We start from the raw sequence: 17219 nt of genomic DNA, 5'->3' as shown, positions 1-17219 counted from the left end.
TCTCAACTAATATAATGTTTTACAGAACCTCAAAAGATAAATAGATAAGCTCATCACGCAACGTCATTTCGAGTAGATTTTTGAAAAAAATGTATCGAGAAGTTTGTAATTAAATGGTCGAGTTTTATGATTCATCGGCTCTCGATACATTTTCTCCGCTTTGCTACGAAAAACACTTGAACTTATGGACTGTCACTATTTGGTTACAATTACAACGTCAGTTCAAGTAGGTTTTTGAAAAAATGTATCGAGAACTTTTGAATGATGAGCGAATTTTTCATAACTATTATCGTTCTCGATACAAAATTATTCTTCATTTCATTACAAATAATTTTTACTCGAACTGACGAGAATCTTTCTTCTCCAATAAACCTTCAAATAAAAAAGCTTTCGAAATCAATCGAAAGCTTTATATATTTTTTGGATCAGAAATTAATCAACCATTGCCTCACCAGACTTTCTGTAGATGAAACTTCCATAAATATGTCTTCTTGCAAAACGGCTCGGAGAATCTGCATTCACCATTTTAATATACGTATTTTTTGGAACACCGATATATTCGTAAATATTTCCGTTCAAATGCTGAACCGTCAAAATAGATTTCTCCAGATAAAAATCCTGAATATTAGATTTTGTAGTAGTCTCAGTATATTCTTCTTTATATTTTTCCTGCGTTTCCGGATTAATGCTTACCAAAAAATGATAGGCTTCAATCACAGACTTGCTTTTTTCTTCTGCTTCAAGCTTTCCTGCTTCATCATTCACAAATTTATCAGGATGCGTATCTTTCATCGTATTCCTGTAAATCGTTTTTAGTTCCTTTAAAGTAACAGTTTTATCAACTTCAAGAAGCTTTCTGTAATCACCTATTTTTTTCATAACAATATATTCCTTATTTCGGGGTGCAAAATTAAGGTTTTATTTTCGAAAATCGTAAGCTTTTGATTGTTATTTATTTAGATTTAAAAATAATTTTATATTCTATTGTAATCTGTATCTTTTGATTGACCTGTAATTCTTGGATTTTTAATGTAATGTTCAATCGAGCTTCTTTAGAAGCGTAATTAAGTGTACATATTTTTTATATTATTTGGGGAATTTGTTTCCATGAAAATATTCATACGCAAACCCTTCTAAATCTCCGCTACCATCAGAAATTAAATTATCATCTTCATCAAATATTTTAAAACTTTCCTGTGAGTTTCCAATACTTGCAGATCCATCTAAACCATGTAGAATACTATAAAAAGTATCCGTCAAAAGATCAGAAAATATTTCCTTTAATTTCTCAGTTTGAATTTTATTTAGACTTAATTCTTCAATTTTTGTTGAAACAAGAGTTTTATATTCTGATTGATTATCAAAACATGAATTGAGAATACTTTGTTTTTCTTGGCAGAAGTTTTTTACGAATTCTTTGGTTGTCATTATTATTTTGCTTCTGAACCAATTACTGTAATAGTCTTTATTTCCGATGATTTTTTATGAACAATGTTACTTGTCCAATAAAATTGAGGGTCTCCATTATATCCATGGCATCTTACATATAGATTCAGAGCAAGAGTTGTTGGGGTTACATTTGCTGTAAAATCCGAAATTTTGATCCCACCGCTACCATTAAAAATATCTTGTCCAATTAGATTTAGATGTACTAAATAATCTAATTCTCTATCAAGCCTATGTAAATTATGTATATCTGAAATTTCTTTTAATGTTTCCACTTCCAAAGTGAGTTTTTCAGAAACCATTAAGCCATTATCATAAATTATTTTTATTGAATTTTCACAAATATATTTTAAGATTTTTGCTTGAGAAGAAGTTATTGATTTGAGAAAATCAATGAAAATTATATTTTCATCATTTTTGTCATCGTGGTTACAAGACGCAGCAAATAGCCCAGACCATAAATCCTGTAATTCATTTTCATCAGTTAAAGATGCATTTTCTATAATACCTAAAGCAATTCGAGGATTAATTTTTAATTCTAATTTATTGTCTCTAAATTCCAATTTGTCTTGGGATTTTTCTAATACATTAATAGCATTATTTAAACGCCAATGTCTGACTTTATCTCCTAACATTAAACCAAATTCTTCAAATGCTGGTTTGCAAACAATCTTCAAAAATGATTCAACTCCATCTATTGATTTAGTTATTATCGTGTTTGTAGCATCTCCTAAAGATTTAATTCCTAATATGTCTAAGCTATTATTCTTTTCTTGCATAAATAATATTTAATATTCTCTAATATAAAAAATAAATAAAAGAAAAACAAAAAAACAGGAGCCCTAAAAGGCTCCCGAAAAAAATAAATATCAATAAATTAAATCCTCTGCAAAGCAAACTCCCCACTCATTTCCCTCGAAGCTTCAACCATTGCAATCAACGCTTTTTCCGTTTCATCCCAATGACGGGTTTTTAAACCGCAATCAGGGTTTACCCAAAGTTGCTGTGCCGGAATGACGGCTTGTGCTTTTTTCAGCAATTCTACCATTTCCTCTTTCGACGGAACTCTCGGCGAGTGAATATCATAAACTCCCGGTCCAATTTCGTTAGGATATTTGAAATCTGCAAAAGCATTCAGCAATTCCATCTGACTTCTGGAGCACTCAATCGTAATCACGTCGGCATCCATATCAGCGATATTTTGGATGATATCATTAAATTCAGAATAACACATGTGTGTATGAATCTGTGTCGCATCTTCCACACCACTTGCTGAAATTCTAAAGGTTTCAACCGCCCATTTCAGGTAATTCTGCCAGTCAGATTTTCTTAATGGAAGCCCTTCACGAATTGCAGGTTCATCGATTTGGATAATTCTGATTCCCGCTTTTTCCAGATCATTTACTTCATCACGAATCGCCAATGCAATCTGTTTGCAAGTCAATGAACGAGGTTGATCATCACGTACAAAAGACCATTGAAGAATCGTCACGGGTCCCGTCAACATTCCTTTTACCCATTTTTGAGTTAAAGATTGAGCGTATTCCGACCAATAAACCGTCATCGGATTCGGTCTGTGAACATCTCCGAAAATCACAGGAGGTTTCACACAACGGCTTCCGTAACTTTGAACCCAACCGTTTTGAGTAAACGCAAATCCTGCTAATTGTTCTCCAAAATATTCAACCATATCGTTTCTTTCGAATTCTCCGTGAACCAAAACATCAATCCCGATTTCTTCCTGCCAACGGATTGTTCTTTCGGTTTCCTGTTTCAATAAATTATCATATTGTTGGGCATTCAATTCACCTTTTTTAAATTTAGAACGCCAGTTTCTTACCTCTTTCGTCTGTGGAAACGAACCAATTGTAGTTGTCGGAAATAAAGGAAGGTTTAATACAGATTGCTGAGTTTCTTTTCTGATATTGAATGGAGAATTTCGCTGTGTATCATCTTCAGTTGTCACATCAACACGGTTTTTTACATCCTGATTGTGAATTAATGTGGATATTTTACGGTTTTCAATTGACTTTTTACTTTCGGCTAATTTCTGTAAAGTACTGTAATCCGGATTTTCTGATGCTAATTTTTTTAAAATAACTATTTCATTAACTTTCTGTTTTGCGAAAGCCATCCATTGCTTGATTTCAGGAGATAAAATATCTTCATTTTTCTCTGAATCCAAATCAAAAGGAGCGTGGAGCAATGAGCAAGAAGGAGCGATAAAAACTCTTTCTAAACCAATTTTCTCAACTGTTTTTTTAATTAAATTCAAAGACTGACTGAAATCATTTTTCCAAATATTTCTTCCGTCAACAATTCCTAGTGAAAGGCTCAATGTATTCGGAATTATATTTAAAACTTCATCCAATTGTTCAGGACAACGAACCAGATCAATATGCAAAACATCGATCGGCAGGGTAGTTGCCAACGAAAGATTGTCTTTTAAACCTTCAAAATAAGTTGCGATAATGAATTTCAGATTCGGAAACTGTTTTCTGATTTCAGCATAAATAAATTGATAGGTTTCTTTTGCTTTTTCAGTAAGATCCAACGCTAAAAACGGTTCATCAAACTGAATATATTCTGCACCGTGGTTTTCCAGTTCTTTTAAAATTTGAATGTAAGCCGGAAGCAAGTTTTTAGCTAAATCTAATCTGTCAAAACCTTCTTCTTTCTCTTTTCCTAATAATAAATACGTTAATAAACCGATAATTACAGGTTTTGCATTAATTCCCGCTTGTTTTGCAGAAATATATTCCTGAATAATTTTATTGGAAAATAATTTAAATTCCTGATTTTTATGGAATTCAGGAACGATATAATGATAATTGGTATCAAACCATTTCGTCATTTCCATTGCAGTAATGTCTAAACCGTCTTTCTGGAAACCTCTTGCCATGGCAAAATACAGATCTAATTCAGATTTTTTGAACGCAATTTCCTGATAACGTTCAGGAATGGCTCCAACCGTTAAAGTCATATCCAAAACCTGATCGTAATATGAAAAATCATTGCATGGAACTAAATCAATTCCTGCTTCCTGTTGCAGTTTCCAGTTGTTTTGAGTTATCGTTTTTCCAACTTCTAATACTTCGTCCGAAGTGATCTTGCCCGCCCAATATTGTTCGCAGGCTTTTTTGAGTTCTCTGTTGCTACCAATTCGCGGATAGCCAAGGATGTGTGTTTGCATTTCTTTTAAACTTTTAAATTAATTTCACTGTAAAAGTTCTTCAGATGCTTCGAAACGCTTTCTTAGAATAGATTTTTAGGATTTGAATAGATATAATAAGGACGTAATTTTTCCATTAACGGAAATACGTTCAAATATATCATCTTTTTGATCTAAAGCTCCAACCGCGAGAGCATTGTTCATTCGGAAGAGGCAGGTCTCCTGACTTGTAACAGTTTTTATCATCCTTCCCGTTTGCACAGTGGATCATTCGGACAAAAACCTTTGGTATGTTACTTACAGTTGCGCGACAGTTCGTGATTTTCACACGATTCCCTATTAATTTATCTTATGTAAAACCTTTTCCGTTTGATGAAGTATGTTAAAGAACAATTTCTTTGGTAAAGATAATATTAAAGTTAATTGATTGGCTTAATATTATAAATTAAGGATATTGTTTGGTTTTAGTTGTTTGTAAAAGATTTTTATTCTTTAAATTTGAAAATGTAAATCATTAAAAGAATATTATTCTGTGGAAAGACTTGATGAAAAGGATCTTCAACTGCTAAGAATCCTTCAAAAAAATGCAAAATTAACGGTGAAAGAGCTTGCCAAAGAAGTAAACCTTTCTCCATCTCCGGTTTTTGAGAGAGTAAAAAGACTTGAACAGGAGGGATTTATTAAACATTATTCCGCTGTTTTGGAAGCTGAAAAACTGAACCGTGGATTTACCGTTTTCTGTCAGATTAAATTGAAAATCCATGATCGTTCTGTGGGAAACCAATTTGTGAAAGATATTCTACAAATCGATGAAGTAGCAGAATGTTATAATATTTCCGGTGATTTTGATTTTTTATTGAAAGTCCAGGTAAGAGATATGAAACATTATCAGGATTTTGTGTTTAACAAATTAGGTTCCGTAGACTCCATTGGAAGTACACACAGCACATTTGTGATGGCGGAGGTGAAAAATACGCATGGAGTAAGTATCTAATATGATATCAGATAGTTAAATGTTTTAGTGGAATTTTTTGAAATTTAAATTTTTTATTCAGCTTTTTGGTAAATATAAGTCAGTTTTGAGTTTTTTATAAAATCTTGTATTGAAGTATCTTTTGTAGCATTTTTATCCGTCAGTTCAACATAATAAACCATCATATTCGGAAATTTGCTGTCTTTGCATAAAATTTTAAATCTTTTAATCTTTTCGTCGGAGCTTAAAAAACTTAACTCAGAAGGGTTACTTAACTTAATATTATTTACTTCAAAGGCATCTTTCCAGTTTTTTTGCAAACGGGCAAATCTTTTCTGTGTTCTGTCGCTGTCTTCGTTTTCAAATTTATCGATTTGATAATCGGTTAAAAGCTGAGGATAAATTAATCCTTCTTTCAAAAGTAATTCTATGATTTTATCTGATTTGTCGTAATAGATTACTTTGTCGTCAAATTTAACCTGATTATCTTTTACAGTGATATTTCCCGAAAATTTTTTGTAGTTTTTCTTCTTATAATCATTTTTAAAATGTTCAATGACAACTTTATCCTTAGGACCTGCCTTTTCAATCTTTTGTCCGAAACCATAGACAGACAAAAATAAAGAAAGGCTTAACGTATATATTAGTTTCATAAATTTTGATTAATTTTTTAAAGAATATTTTTAATTCTTATGTATTGCAGTAACATAATTGTTTTTGCATCTTTAATTTCTCCTGAATCGATCATTTCTAATGCGTCATTAAACAATAGTTCAAGAACTTCTATATTTTCACCTTCTTCATCTAAACCGCCGCCATCGGCAATTTTCATTTCTTTAGAATATTCTGCGATAAAAAAATGGAGAATTTCAGTTACAGAACCGGGCGACATATAAGCCTCAAATATTTTTTCTACCTTAGAAATTTTATAGCCTGTTTCTTCCTCAGTTTCCCTTTTGATGCATTCTTCTGGATCATCGTCATCTAATAATCCGGCGCAGGCTTCAATCAACATTCCGGATGGATTTCCATTGATAAAAGTTGGCAATCTGAATTGTCGTGTTAAAATTACCGTATCAGAATTTTTATTATAGAGTAAAATCACAGCGCCGTTTCCTCTGTCATAAGCCTCACGACTTTGCAGTTCAACGGTTCCGTCTTTCTTCTGAATAGTAAATGTTACCTTTTTTAAAGTATACCAATTGTCTGATAAAATCTCTGTTTTTTCAATATTAACGTTAATATCTCGCATAAATTTTTTCTAATCTTTATTTAATAAATCTTTCAAAGCTGATTTTAATTCAGGAAATTCAAATTGGAACCCTGCTTTTTTAATTTTTTCCGAAGAAGCTCTGGAACCCTCTAACACAGCAACTGACAATTCACCGAACAATAATTCTAAAACAAAGCTGGGAACATTAGGCATAAATAAAGGTTTTTTTAAAACCTCTGCAATTGTCTTTGTCAAATTTTTATTAGTTGTATGCTCCGGTGCAGTACCATTAAAAGCCCCATCCAATTCTGAATTTTTTAAAGCAAATTCGTAAATCGAGCAAATATCTTTAATATGAATCCAGGGCATATATTGTTTTCCGCTTCCCAAAGGTGAGCCAATACCCATTTTTATGGTAGGAAGCATTTTCTTTAGTGCTCCTTCTTTTTCAGACAGTACAACAGCTGTTCGGATTTTTACAACTCTTTCAGCAAGGTTTTGTTCTTTGAAATTATCAGCAGCTTTTTCCCATAAAACAACAACTTCACTTAAAAAATCATTACCTGGATCATCATTTTCTGTAAAAATTTTCTCTGTTGTTTGTGTTCCGTAATAATTAATTCCTGATGCTGAAATGAAAGATTTTAATCGAATATTCTTTTTTTGCAAAGTTTTTAAAATCAGATTTGCAGAATCAACACGGCTTGAAATTAATTCTTTTTTTCGTTCATCAGTCCATCTTTTTTCTGAAATATTGGCTCCCGCCAGATGAATAACATGAGAAATATTTTCAAAAGCAGTTTCATCAATTGTTCCTTCTTTGATATTCCATTCAAAGTCGCTGGAGTTTTTTTTCTTACGGGTTAGAAATCGAACAGTGTATTCTTTTTCAATTTTTTTTGATAATTCTTGAGCGACTAGACCATTGGCTCCTGTAATCAGAACGATTTCTTTCATGTAAATAATTTTATAATTATACTGATTATGCTTGATTTTTTACAATCAGAACAAAATTATCATCCAAAAGCTTATACCCGTAATCGTAAATAAATCTGTATTCGGAACCGTTTTTATAAACCTTAAGATTAGTAAAATAATCAAAATCAAAACCCAAGCCATCAAGCTTAGATTTGGTAACTTTTGTTTTTCCGTCGGTATTTATTTCAACTAAAATTCTGTAATTTTTGCGCAGTCTGTTGTTTACATTTCGCATCAGATTATTAGAATCTTTGTTTTGGTTGTTATTATAGGCATTTCGGCAGGCATCATTACAAAATTTTTTATCAGATCTGCCAATAATTTTTTCGCCACATTCTATACATTCCATAATTTTTATTTTTTCATTTTGTGTGTATGTGCGTGTTTTTTCTTTAGTAATTTTAAAAATCTGCTGTGAGTCGGGTAGCTTCTGTTTGATGTAAGATTATTAAAAAATAACGCAATGATCAATAATATAATGCATCCCGATAGAACCGGAGAAATCACGTACCAATACCCTAATTCAGGAATTTTCCCTGTGGAACTTACAGCAATTAAGGCTGTTGCGCCTCCCGGCGGATGCAAAGTCTTCGTATACTGCATCAATATAATAGAAAATGCTACTGCTAAAGGTGCAGAAAGCCAGATAATATCCGGAACAATTTTATAAATAGTTACGCCTACCAAAGCAGAAAGCACATGACCTCCAACTAAATTTCTTGGTTGTGCCAACGGACTTTGGATAGCTCCATAAATTAGAACACTTGAAGCTCCGAAAGAACCGATAAGGAAGATGTTTTCTGTAGAAGATAAAGTATGCGACTGTATAAAAGCGATAATCCCAATTCCGAAAAATGCTCCTAGAAAAGACCAGAAATGTTCTTTGTAATCGACCAAAGTTTCCTTATAAATTACATATTTTGAGACTCTTAATGATCTTTTTATGGTTTTCTTCATTAAATTTTATTTAGGCTAAAGATACAAAATTATCCGTTTTCAAATGACTACAAACGTATTTAAATAGTTTACTCCCGACTTTAGTTTCACAATTCAACAATCTTTGTAACAGAGATTTGAGAAAACGGTGAACGTCTCTTATCTGATTATTAATCTTAAAATTAAATAGTTATGTCACTAAGAAATAAAATAACACTTATTGGTCACACGGGAAAAGAAGTTGAAATGATAAGCTTCGAAAACGGAAATGTAAAAGCAACTGTTTCGTTGGCTACCACAGATCATTATACCAATGCCAAAGGAGAAAAAGTAGAGGAAACGCAATGGCATTCATTAGTAGCTTTTGGAAAAACGGCGGAAATTTTTCAGAAATATGTTCCAAAGGGAAAAGAGATTGCCGTTGAAGGAAAATTGACATACAGATCGTATGACGACAAAGATGGAGTGAAAAGATATATCACAGAAATAAAAGTAGATGAAATTCTGCTTTTAGGAAGTAAATAATGGCAAAAACACAAATCATGAAAGTAAAAGTTTTTAAAATCAGATTACCGGAAGAATTTCTTTATGAAGATCAGAGAACATTGGATGCTTTTTTAGAATCTCATGAAATTACAAAAGTGGAAACTGCTTTTGTACATGATGAAAATTATTGGTCGGTTGTATTATATTTTGATGAACTTAAAATTGTTCAGAATACGGTAAAAGAATCAAAAAATGCAAAATATTCTGCAGAAAGTGAACCGTTAAATTCAGATGAAGAAAAAATTCTCGAAGCTTTAAAATACTGGAGATCGGAAAAAGCAAAAGAACAAAATTTGCCATCCTATTTTATTGCGACAAATAAAGAATTAATGTCTGTTGCGAAATATAAACCTATAAAGAAAGAAGAATTGCTTGACATTAAAGGTTTTGGAAAACATAAAATAGAAAATTATGGTGAAGAAATATTGGAAATTCTAGAAAGTATTTGATTTTGGAAATATAAATTAAAGCACAATGATTGAAATTAAAGTCGGCGAAAATTAATTCTCCGGCTTTTTGTACTGTTAAAAGTCTTTTCAATTCACTATTTTTGCAATAATTATACATATTAATCATCATTATCAATTATAAAATGAAACCAAGTTTAGCAAAAGGGACGAGAGATTTTACGGCAGTGGAAGTGGCAAGGAGACGATTCATCATTAATATTTTACAGAAAAATTTTGAATTATTCGGATTCCAGCCATTGGAAACACCAAGCTTTGAAAATCTTTCGACTTTAACGGGAAAATACGGAGAAGAAGGAGATCGCCTCATTTTTAAGATATTAAATTCAAGTATTAATGAAGCAAAGGAGGACAAGAAAAACAATATGCTTCTTGATTTTCAAAAAGCATTGGATAGGCCTTTCAGTTCAGACAATCTTACAGATAAAGCCCTTCGTTACGATCTTACCGTACCTTTTGCAAGATTCGTGGCGATGAATCATAACCAACTGACATTTCCTTTTAAACGCTACCAAATTCAGCCGGTTTGGAGAGCAGATCGTCCTCAGAAAGGAAGATACAGAGAATTTTATCAGTGCGATGCAGATGTTGTAGGAAGTGAAAGTCTTTTGCAGGAAGTGGATTTGGTTCAGTTGTATTTAAAATCATTTGCGGAGCTTGGAGTTTCTGTGACGATTCATATTAACAACAGAAAAATTCTTTCAGGTTTAGCAGAATTTGCAGGGATTACCGATAAGTTAATTGATTTTACAGTTGCTCTTGATAAATTAGATAAAATTGGGAAAGATGGTGTTGTAAAAGAATTACTGGAAAGAGGGATTGCTCAGGAATCGATTGATAAATTAGATTTCTTATTCACCCAATCGAATGATGCTTTGGAAAATCTTCTTCAGTTAAAAGAAAAATTTGAAGGAAATGAAGTCGGATTAAAAGGTGTCGAAGAACTGGAAACTGTAATTATTCAATCGTTGAATTTAGGTGTAGATATTCAGAATCTTGTTTTTGATATTACATTAGCAAGAGGATTAGATTATTATACAGGTGCTATTTTTGAGGTAAAAGCAAATAACGTACAGATGGGTTCTATTGGCGGAGGCGGAAGATATGACAACCTTACGGAAGTTTTTGGAGTGAAAAATATTCCGGGAATCGGTGTTTCTTTTGGTCTCGACAGAATTTATCTCGTTATGGAAGAGTTAGGTCTTTTCCCTAAAGATGCGACGACAAAAGTAGATTATCTGTTTGCTAATTTTGGTGGAAATGAAATATCGGAAGCTTTAAAATTAATTAAACAATTAAGAGAAAAAGGAATTTCCGCAGAAATCTATCCTGAAGCTGCAAAAATTGGAAAACAGTTTACCTATGCTGAGAAAAAAGGAATTAAAAATCTTGTTTTCTTAGGAGAAGAGATAAAAAACGGAAATATTACTTATAAAGATCTTGAAGCCGGAGAACAGAAAACTGTTTCTTTGGAAGAGTTTTTAGGATAAACTTTTTATTTTAATAAATAATTACCTGAATAGAAATTGTAAATTAATTTTTATTCAGGTTTTTTATTGCAATATTTTTTAAATTTATCTCAAAATTAACTCATGGAAAACTATTTAGAAATCAATAAAAACTCATGGAATACCAAAGTAGAACCGCATTTAAAATCTGATTTTTATTTTGTTGATGAATTTTTAAAGGGAAGAACTTCTCTTAATTCCATCGAGCTTGAACTTTTAGGAGATATAAAAGACAAAAAAATTCTGCATTTACAGTGTCATTTTGGACAGGATTCTATTTCATTATCAAGAATGGGAGCAAAGGTGACGGGAATAGATTGTCCGATAAAGCCATTGATGAAGCAAAAGAGTTGGCACAAAAATTAAGGTTTGACACTCAATTTATCTGCACAGATTTATATAATCTTCCGAATGTGTTGGATGAAAAATTCGATATTGTTTTTACTAGTTATGGAACAATTGGCTGGCTTCCGGATCTAGGTAAATGGGCGAAAATTATTAATCATTTTCTAAATCCTGGCGGAAAATTTATCATGGCAGAGTTTCATCCGGTTGTATGGATGTTTGATGATGATTTTGAAGGAGTGAAGTACAATTATTTTAATGAAAAACCAATTGTAGAAACTTATGAAGGCACCTATGCAGATCAATCTGCCGATATTGTTCAGGAGTATGTCATGTGGAATCATTCTTTGGCAGAAGTTCTGCAAAATTTAATTGAAAATGATATTCAGATAGAACAATTCAGAGAATTTGACTGGTCACCTTATCCCTGTTTTAAGCATGTGGAAGAATTTGAAAAGGGAAAATGGAGAATTCCGAAGTTTGGAAATAAAGTTCCGCTTGTTTTTGCATTATCTGCACAAAAAATAGATCGTAATTTATAAATTACGATCTACTCCTATATATGAATGTTAAATAAACTATGATTATCCAATAGTTTCCTGTGCTTTATTGGCAGCGTCCTGAGCTTTACTTTTAAGTTCGTCTACTTTATTCTGAGCTTGTGAAGCAACATCATTTGCTTTACTTTTCAGATCATTTCCCCACTTATTTAAGTTATCTTTTGCAGTATTAATCTTATCTTTTACTGCTTGCTGCTCTTCAGGAGTCGATTTTTTGTATTTCCAATATGCCAATGCTCCTAATCCTACTAAGGCTAATAAACCTGTTGTCTTATTTCCCATGATTTCTATTTTTTTAAGTGATTAATATTTAAATTCTTATACAAATAGATATGTAAAATACGTGCCAAAAAATAATACAGGACTATAAAATAATGTTAAAATTAATTAAAGATTTCAAAATTTGTACCGTCAAAACTTGCAAAAACCATTGTAGGATAAGAGTCTTTATGACAGATATTTCCATCTTTATCAATAGCAATCGCACCTGCAAAGCCGTCAATATTTTTTAGTTCATCGAAAGTTTTTGTGAAAGCATTTTCTAATGACATCCCGTCTGTAACTCTTGTTACGATTTTCGTAGCGGTGGCATTACTTACAATATCTTCACCCACTCCGGTACAGCTTACAGCACAAAAAGAATTGGCATAATTTCCGGCAACCGTCGCAGAATCGGAAATCCTTCCCGGAATTTCAAAACCTTTTCCTCCTGTAGAAGTTGCGACGGCTAATTTTCCGTCTTTATCAATTGCTACGCAGCCAACCGTTCCTTTTCCACCATTTTTCAGTTTTGCTTCGTATTCTTTTCGTCTTTGTGGAATTTCAGTTGAAAAATTTTCAAAACCATTTTCGTTAGCGTAAATTTTTGCACCATTTCCTCCTAAAACTCGGTCATCTTCATTGATTAAATCTTTCGCAACAAAAATCGGATTTTTTACATCCTGAATATTGATAACGCCACTTAATTTCTGTGTTTCACCATCCATAATAGCAGCACTCATACGAATTATACCATCACTCTGAATTTGCGAACCGGTTCCTGCATTATACAATTCATCGTTTTCCAACAAAGAAACTGCATATGCAACGGTACTGAATGCCGAATTTGACTGAAGATATTCAAAAGCCTTTTGAGCGATATTTTTTAAAGATTCCTGTTTGGCGACTTTTACTTCGTGGCTTTGGTCGCTTTCAGAGAAGAAACCACCGTGGATGATTATTTTCATAATATTATAATGTCAATTGTGAATAATCAATTGTCAATTTTAAAAGTAAGAATAAAAGTGTTGCTGGCAAAATTCATATTTTACCATTCTTAATTGACTTTCTATTTATCTTGCGGTATAGGATTGAACTGAGAATTTTCAATCGTTAATGTTTTTGTTGTCAGATCATAATGATCATTCATCGACAGTACATGAACGGTTAAATTATCAATAGAAATCGGCTCACCCAGATTAATATTGGTAAGATTGGTGTCTTTAATAAATCTTCCGTCAACCAAAATTACCAATCCGGAACCAACAGCAGTCATTACATCATTATGAATGAAAAGCCCAGTATCTTCCCCCAAACCAATTCCCAACGTTCTAGGATTATTTACCACAGCCTGAAAAAGACGTCCGATTCTTCCTCTTTGTACGAAGTGGGTATCAATAATTACATTATCAATTAAACCTAAACCTTGAGTCGTTTTAATTTCACCTTTCAGCAATGCTTCGGAACTGCTTCCCTGATAAATCATATTTTCAGAAGCGGCTGCAGCTCCGGCTGAAGTTCCTGAATAAATAAAATCCTGCTCCTGATATTTTAATAAAATGGCATCGTGAAATCTTGTTCCGCCAAGAATAGAGGTTAATCTTAACTGGTCGCCCCCTGTAAACATCACCACATCTGCGGCATTGGCTCTAGCCACCATCGCATCAGAATTGGCTTCTTCACGATTATGAATATCAAGAATATTGACATTTTTAGCACCCAGAAATTCGAATGCTTTTTTATATTCCGTTCCTACAATCTGAGGAATTTGAGAGGCAGTTGTAATAATTTCGATGACAGAATTTTCCTTCAGTTTAGATTCATTAATAATCTTTCTAAGGATACCTCTTTCGAAGAAGTTCAGGTTCTTTTCTATATTCTGATCAAAATCGGTTTCTGCAAAGCTGCCTTTATTCACAGCTCCTCCGATAACAATTAATTTTCCGATAGGCTTCGTCATAGTTTGCAAATTTAAAAAATAATTAACATTTAATGAAATTGAAGTTTGTTTAAATTGATTTTGAGGATTTTATAATTGCTAATAATTTTTATTTATTTTTTGATAAATCTTAAGTGTGGTATAGTTTCGTTTCGGGTTTTACATTATCTTTGATTTTAAATGGAGTTATTGTCAACTATTAAAAAAATGCGAACAGAATATGAAAATTGAGAAGATACAGGCATTGCGCGGACCTAATATCTGGAGTATCACAAGAAAAAAGCTGATACAGATGAGGCTGGACCTTGAAGAAATGGAAAATTTTCCTACCAATAAAATTGAAGGTTTCAGAGAAAGGATAGAAAAGCTTCTTCCCTCATTATTTTCTCACCGATGTTCTGAAGGAGTAGAAGGTGGTTTTTTTCACCGTATCGAAACAGGAACATGGATGGGGCATGTCATAGAGCATATTGCCTTAGAAATCCAGACGTTGGCAGGAATGGAAGTTGGTTTTGGAAGAACGCGCGAAACAAAAACTCCGGGAGTTTATAATGTTGTATTTAATTATATTGAAGAAAATGCAGGAATTTATGCTGCTGAAGAAGCAGTGAAAATTGCATCTGCCTTAATTAATAATGAAGAATACGATCTAAATGCTTGTATCCATAAGTTAAAAGAAATCAGAGAAAAAGTTCGCCTTGGTCCTTCTACAGGAAGTATTGTAGAAGAAGCCGTTTCACGAAGAATTCCATGGATAAGATTAGGAACTAACTCCTTGGTACAGCTTGGTTATGGGGTAAATCAGCAGAGATTTCAGGCAACAATTACAGGAAATACAAGTTCTATTGCCGTAGATATTGCATGTAATAAAGAATTAACAAAAAGAATGCTTCACGATGCAGCAATCCCGGTTCCGATAGGAGATTTGATTGTTGATGAAGAAGGGTTAGATTTAGTGATCAAGAAGATTGGTTATCCGATTGTTTTAAAGCCCTTGGACGGAAACCACGGAAAAGGCTCATCTATTAATGTAAACGATTGGGAAGCTGCAAAAATAGGAATGGAGCATGCTCAGAAATATTCTAAAAAAGTAATTGTTGAAAAATATATTACCGGATATGATTTCAGAGTTTTGGTCATTAATAATAAAATGATTGCTGCAGCAAGACGAGTTCCTGCTCACGTTGTAGGAGACGGTGAAATGACTGTTCAGCAATTAATTGAAAAAGAAAATAAAGATCCTAGAAGAGGATACGGACATGAAAATGTTTTAACGGAAATCGAGGTAGATAAAGATACTTTAGAACTGTTAGAAAAACTTCAGTACACCTTGGAAACTGTTCCACATAAAGGGGAAGTGGTTTACTTAAAATCAACAGCAAATTTGTCAACCGGAGGAACTTCAATTGATGTTACAGACATGGTTCATCCTGAAAACATCACGATGGCAGAAAGAATATCAAAGATTATCGGTCTTGATGTTTGCGGAATTGATATTATGGCAGAAAACCTCACCCAACCTTTGAAAGAAAGTGGTGCTGCGATTATCGAAGTAAATGCTGCTCCGGGATTCAGGATGCATTTGGCTCCAAGCGAAGGACTTCCGAGAAACGTTGCGGCGCCGGTTGTAGATATGTTATATCCTCAAGGTAAGCCTTTTACCATTCCGATTATTGCGGTAACTGGAACCAATGGAAAAACGACAACAACAAGATTAATTTCACATATTGTAAAAAGTAACGGCTACAGAGTGGGTTTCACGACTTCCGACGGGATTTATATTCAGAATACCATGTTGACTAAAGGAGATACAACAGGTCCGCTTTCTGCAGAGTTTATTTTAAAAGATCCGACAGTAGAATTTGCCGTTCTGGAAACTGCAAGAGGAGGGATTTTACGTTCAGGATTGGGGTATTCTCAATGTGATATCGGTGTTTTAACCAATATTGAGGAGGATCATTTGGGGTTGAATGATATTCATAATCTAAAAGATCTGGCGAGGGTAAAAAAAGTAGTGCTTGACAGTGTAAAGAAAACAGGATGGAGCATCCTTAATGCCGATAATGAATATTCTATGAGAATTGTGAATGATCTTCACAGTAAAGTAGCTATTTTCAGTATGGATGAAAATAATCCGCATATCAAGAAGTTTGCAAAAGAAGGAAGAACGACGTGTGTTTATGAAGAAGGTTTTGTAACGATTAAGAAAGGCGACTGGAAGATCAGAATTGGTAAAGCTAAAGATTTCCCGATTACCATGGAAGGCAAAGCAAAATTCATGATCGAGAATGTATTGGCAGCGAGTTTGGCTTGTTATCTTTACGGTTTCGGAATTGAAGATATTTCCAATTCGTTAAGAACTTTTATTCCGAGTGCTCAATTGACACCGGGAAGACTGAATGTTTTTAAGTTTAAAAACTTTAAAGTTTTAATTGATTTTGCTCATAATCCTTCAGGTTACGAGGCGATTGAAGATTATCTTAAAAGCGTAGAATCTCACAAGAAAATAGGAATTATTTCCGGAGTAGGTGACAGGAGAGACAATGACATCAGAGAATGTGGCAGAATCGCAGGAAGAATGTTTGATCATATTATCATCAGAAACGAAAAACATCTCCGTGGAAGAACCGAAGAAGAAATCAACGGGTTGATCATCGAAGGAATGCAGTCTTCTGGCAGAAATGTAAGTTATGAAACGATTCCTAAAGAAATAGAAGCGCTAAAACATGCTATGGGAATGGCAGAAGAAGGAACTTTTATCACTGCTTTGAGCGATGTTATTTCTAATGCGATTGATCTTGTTCAGGAATACCAAGCGAGAGAATTACAGGAAGATAATATTCAATAATATTTAAAAAATTTCGGCGGCATCGAAGAT

General features: G+C 33.2%; 17 protein-coding genes, 1 pseudogene and 1 riboswitch. Of the genes and pseudogenes, 6 read left to right on the top strand and 12 right to left on the bottom strand.

Annotated elements, in window-relative coordinates; genetic code table 11:
* Positions 1-432 precede the first annotated feature (432 nt).
* The 4 genes from ASG22_RS03890 to metE all read right to left on the bottom strand — a co-directional run bounded on the left by ASG22_RS03890 (position 433) and on the right by metE (position 4639).
* Complete coding sequence (locus ASG22_RS03890; protein ID WP_055980888.1) at positions 433-879, bottom strand: KTSC domain-containing protein; 447 nt, start codon at positions 877-879, stop codon at positions 433-435.
* Between the two features lie 207 nt (positions 880-1086).
* Positions 1087-1428, bottom strand: coding sequence for a hypothetical protein (locus ASG22_RS03885; RefSeq protein ID WP_055980886.1), 342 nt, complete (start codon positions 1426-1428; stop codon positions 1087-1089).
* Between the two features lie 2 nt (positions 1429-1430).
* Complete coding sequence (locus ASG22_RS03880; RefSeq protein WP_055980883.1) at positions 1431-2225, bottom strand: Abi-alpha family protein; 795 nt, start codon at positions 2223-2225, stop codon at positions 1431-1433.
* Positions 2226-2323: 98 nt separating this feature from the next.
* Positions 2324-4639, bottom strand: a complete 2316-nt coding sequence (gene metE, locus ASG22_RS03875) for a 5-methyltetrahydropteroyltriglutamate--homocysteine S-methyltransferase (protein WP_055980881.1) — start codon at positions 4637-4639, stop codon at positions 2324-2326.
* A 173-nt stretch (positions 4640-4812) separates the two neighbouring features.
* Positions 4813-4997: riboswitch (cobalamin riboswitch) on the bottom strand.
* Between the two features lie 153 nt (positions 4998-5150).
* Between metE and ASG22_RS03870 the strand changes: the two genes are divergently transcribed.
* On the top strand, positions 5151-5612 hold the full coding sequence (locus ASG22_RS03870; protein WP_055980878.1) for an Lrp/AsnC family transcriptional regulator: 462 nt from the start codon (positions 5151-5153) through the stop codon (positions 5610-5612).
* A 53-nt stretch (positions 5613-5665) separates the two neighbouring features.
* Here ASG22_RS03870 and ASG22_RS03865 read toward each other — a convergent pair whose 3' ends face one another.
* From ASG22_RS03865 to ASG22_RS03845, 5 genes are read right to left on the bottom strand one after another with little or no spacing between them, the layout of a single operon-like run.
* On the bottom strand, positions 5666-6244 hold the full coding sequence (locus ASG22_RS03865) for a hypothetical protein (RefSeq protein WP_055980875.1): 579 nt from the start codon (positions 6242-6244) through the stop codon (positions 5666-5668).
* Positions 6245-6261: 17 nt separating this feature from the next.
* Positions 6262-6843, bottom strand: a complete 582-nt coding sequence (gene nudK / locus ASG22_RS03860; RefSeq protein ID WP_055980871.1) for a GDP-mannose pyrophosphatase NudK — start codon at positions 6841-6843, stop codon at positions 6262-6264.
* Positions 6844-6852: 9 nt separating this feature from the next.
* Positions 6853-7761 (bottom strand): TIGR01777 family oxidoreductase, encoded by a 909-nt coding sequence (locus ASG22_RS03855; RefSeq protein ID WP_055980868.1) that lies wholly within the window; start codon positions 7759-7761, stop codon positions 6853-6855.
* Positions 7762-7786: 25 nt separating this feature from the next.
* A complete protein-coding gene (locus ASG22_RS03850) occupies positions 7787-8131 on the bottom strand; it encodes a DUF2116 family Zn-ribbon domain-containing protein (protein WP_055980865.1) in 345 nt (114 codons plus the stop codon).
* 5 nt (positions 8132-8136) lie between these two features.
* Positions 8137-8739 carry an HPP family protein gene (locus ASG22_RS03845; protein WP_055980863.1) on the bottom strand — a complete coding sequence of 201 codons (603 nt, stop codon included), beginning with the start codon at positions 8737-8739 and terminating at the stop codon, positions 8137-8139.
* A gap of 171 nt (positions 8740-8910) precedes the next feature.
* Between ASG22_RS03845 and ASG22_RS03840 the strand changes: the two genes are divergently transcribed.
* From ASG22_RS03840 to ASG22_RS03825, 4 genes and pseudogenes are all read left to right on the top strand, one after another.
* Entirely contained in the window at positions 8911-9243 is a 333-nt protein-coding gene (locus tag ASG22_RS03840; RefSeq protein ID WP_055980860.1) for a single-stranded DNA-binding protein, read from the top strand.
* Positions 9243-9713 carry an HRDC domain-containing protein gene (locus tag ASG22_RS03835; RefSeq protein ID WP_238586851.1) on the top strand — a complete coding sequence of 157 codons (471 nt, stop codon included), beginning with the start codon at positions 9243-9245 and terminating at the stop codon, positions 9711-9713. Before ASG22_RS03840 ends, ASG22_RS03835 begins: the two co-directional genes overlap by 1 nt.
* 143 nt (positions 9714-9856) lie before the next feature.
* Positions 9857-11221, top strand: a complete 1365-nt coding sequence (gene hisS, locus ASG22_RS03830) for a histidine--tRNA ligase (RefSeq protein WP_055980858.1) — start codon at positions 9857-9859, stop codon at positions 11219-11221.
* A gap of 102 nt (positions 11222-11323) precedes the next feature.
* A pseudogene (locus ASG22_RS03825) lies at positions 11324-12126 on the top strand (class I SAM-dependent methyltransferase).
* A gap of 42 nt (positions 12127-12168) precedes the next feature.
* Here the strand turns inward: ASG22_RS03825 and ASG22_RS03820 are convergent.
* The 3 genes from ASG22_RS03820 to ASG22_RS03810 form a co-directional block, all read right to left on the bottom strand.
* The gene (locus ASG22_RS03820; RefSeq protein WP_055980855.1) at positions 12169-12426 is read right to left on the bottom strand and encodes a YtxH domain-containing protein; all 258 of its coding nucleotides are present in this window, start codon (positions 12424-12426) and stop codon (positions 12169-12171) included.
* 101 nt (positions 12427-12527) lie between these two features.
* A complete protein-coding gene (locus ASG22_RS03815; RefSeq protein ID WP_055980852.1) occupies positions 12528-13370 on the bottom strand; it encodes an isoaspartyl peptidase/L-asparaginase in 843 nt (280 codons plus the stop codon).
* A gap of 101 nt (positions 13371-13471) precedes the next feature.
* A complete protein-coding gene (locus ASG22_RS03810) occupies positions 13472-14362 on the bottom strand; it encodes a cyanophycinase (RefSeq protein WP_055980848.1) in 891 nt (296 codons plus the stop codon).
* A 199-nt stretch (positions 14363-14561) separates the two neighbouring features.
* Here ASG22_RS03810 and cphA point away from each other — a divergent pair, with 199 nt between their 5' ends.
* A complete protein-coding gene (gene cphA / locus ASG22_RS03805; RefSeq protein ID WP_055980845.1) occupies positions 14562-17189 on the top strand; it encodes a cyanophycin synthetase in 2628 nt (875 codons plus the stop codon).
* Positions 17190-17219: the final 30 nt, after the last annotated feature.

The organism is Chryseobacterium sp. Leaf405, assembly GCF_001425355.1.
GTDB lineage: Bacteria > Bacteroidota > Bacteroidia > Flavobacteriales > Weeksellaceae > Chryseobacterium.
Note: the sequence above shows the minus strand (reverse complement) of the source record. Positions and strands in the feature narration are given on the sequence as shown.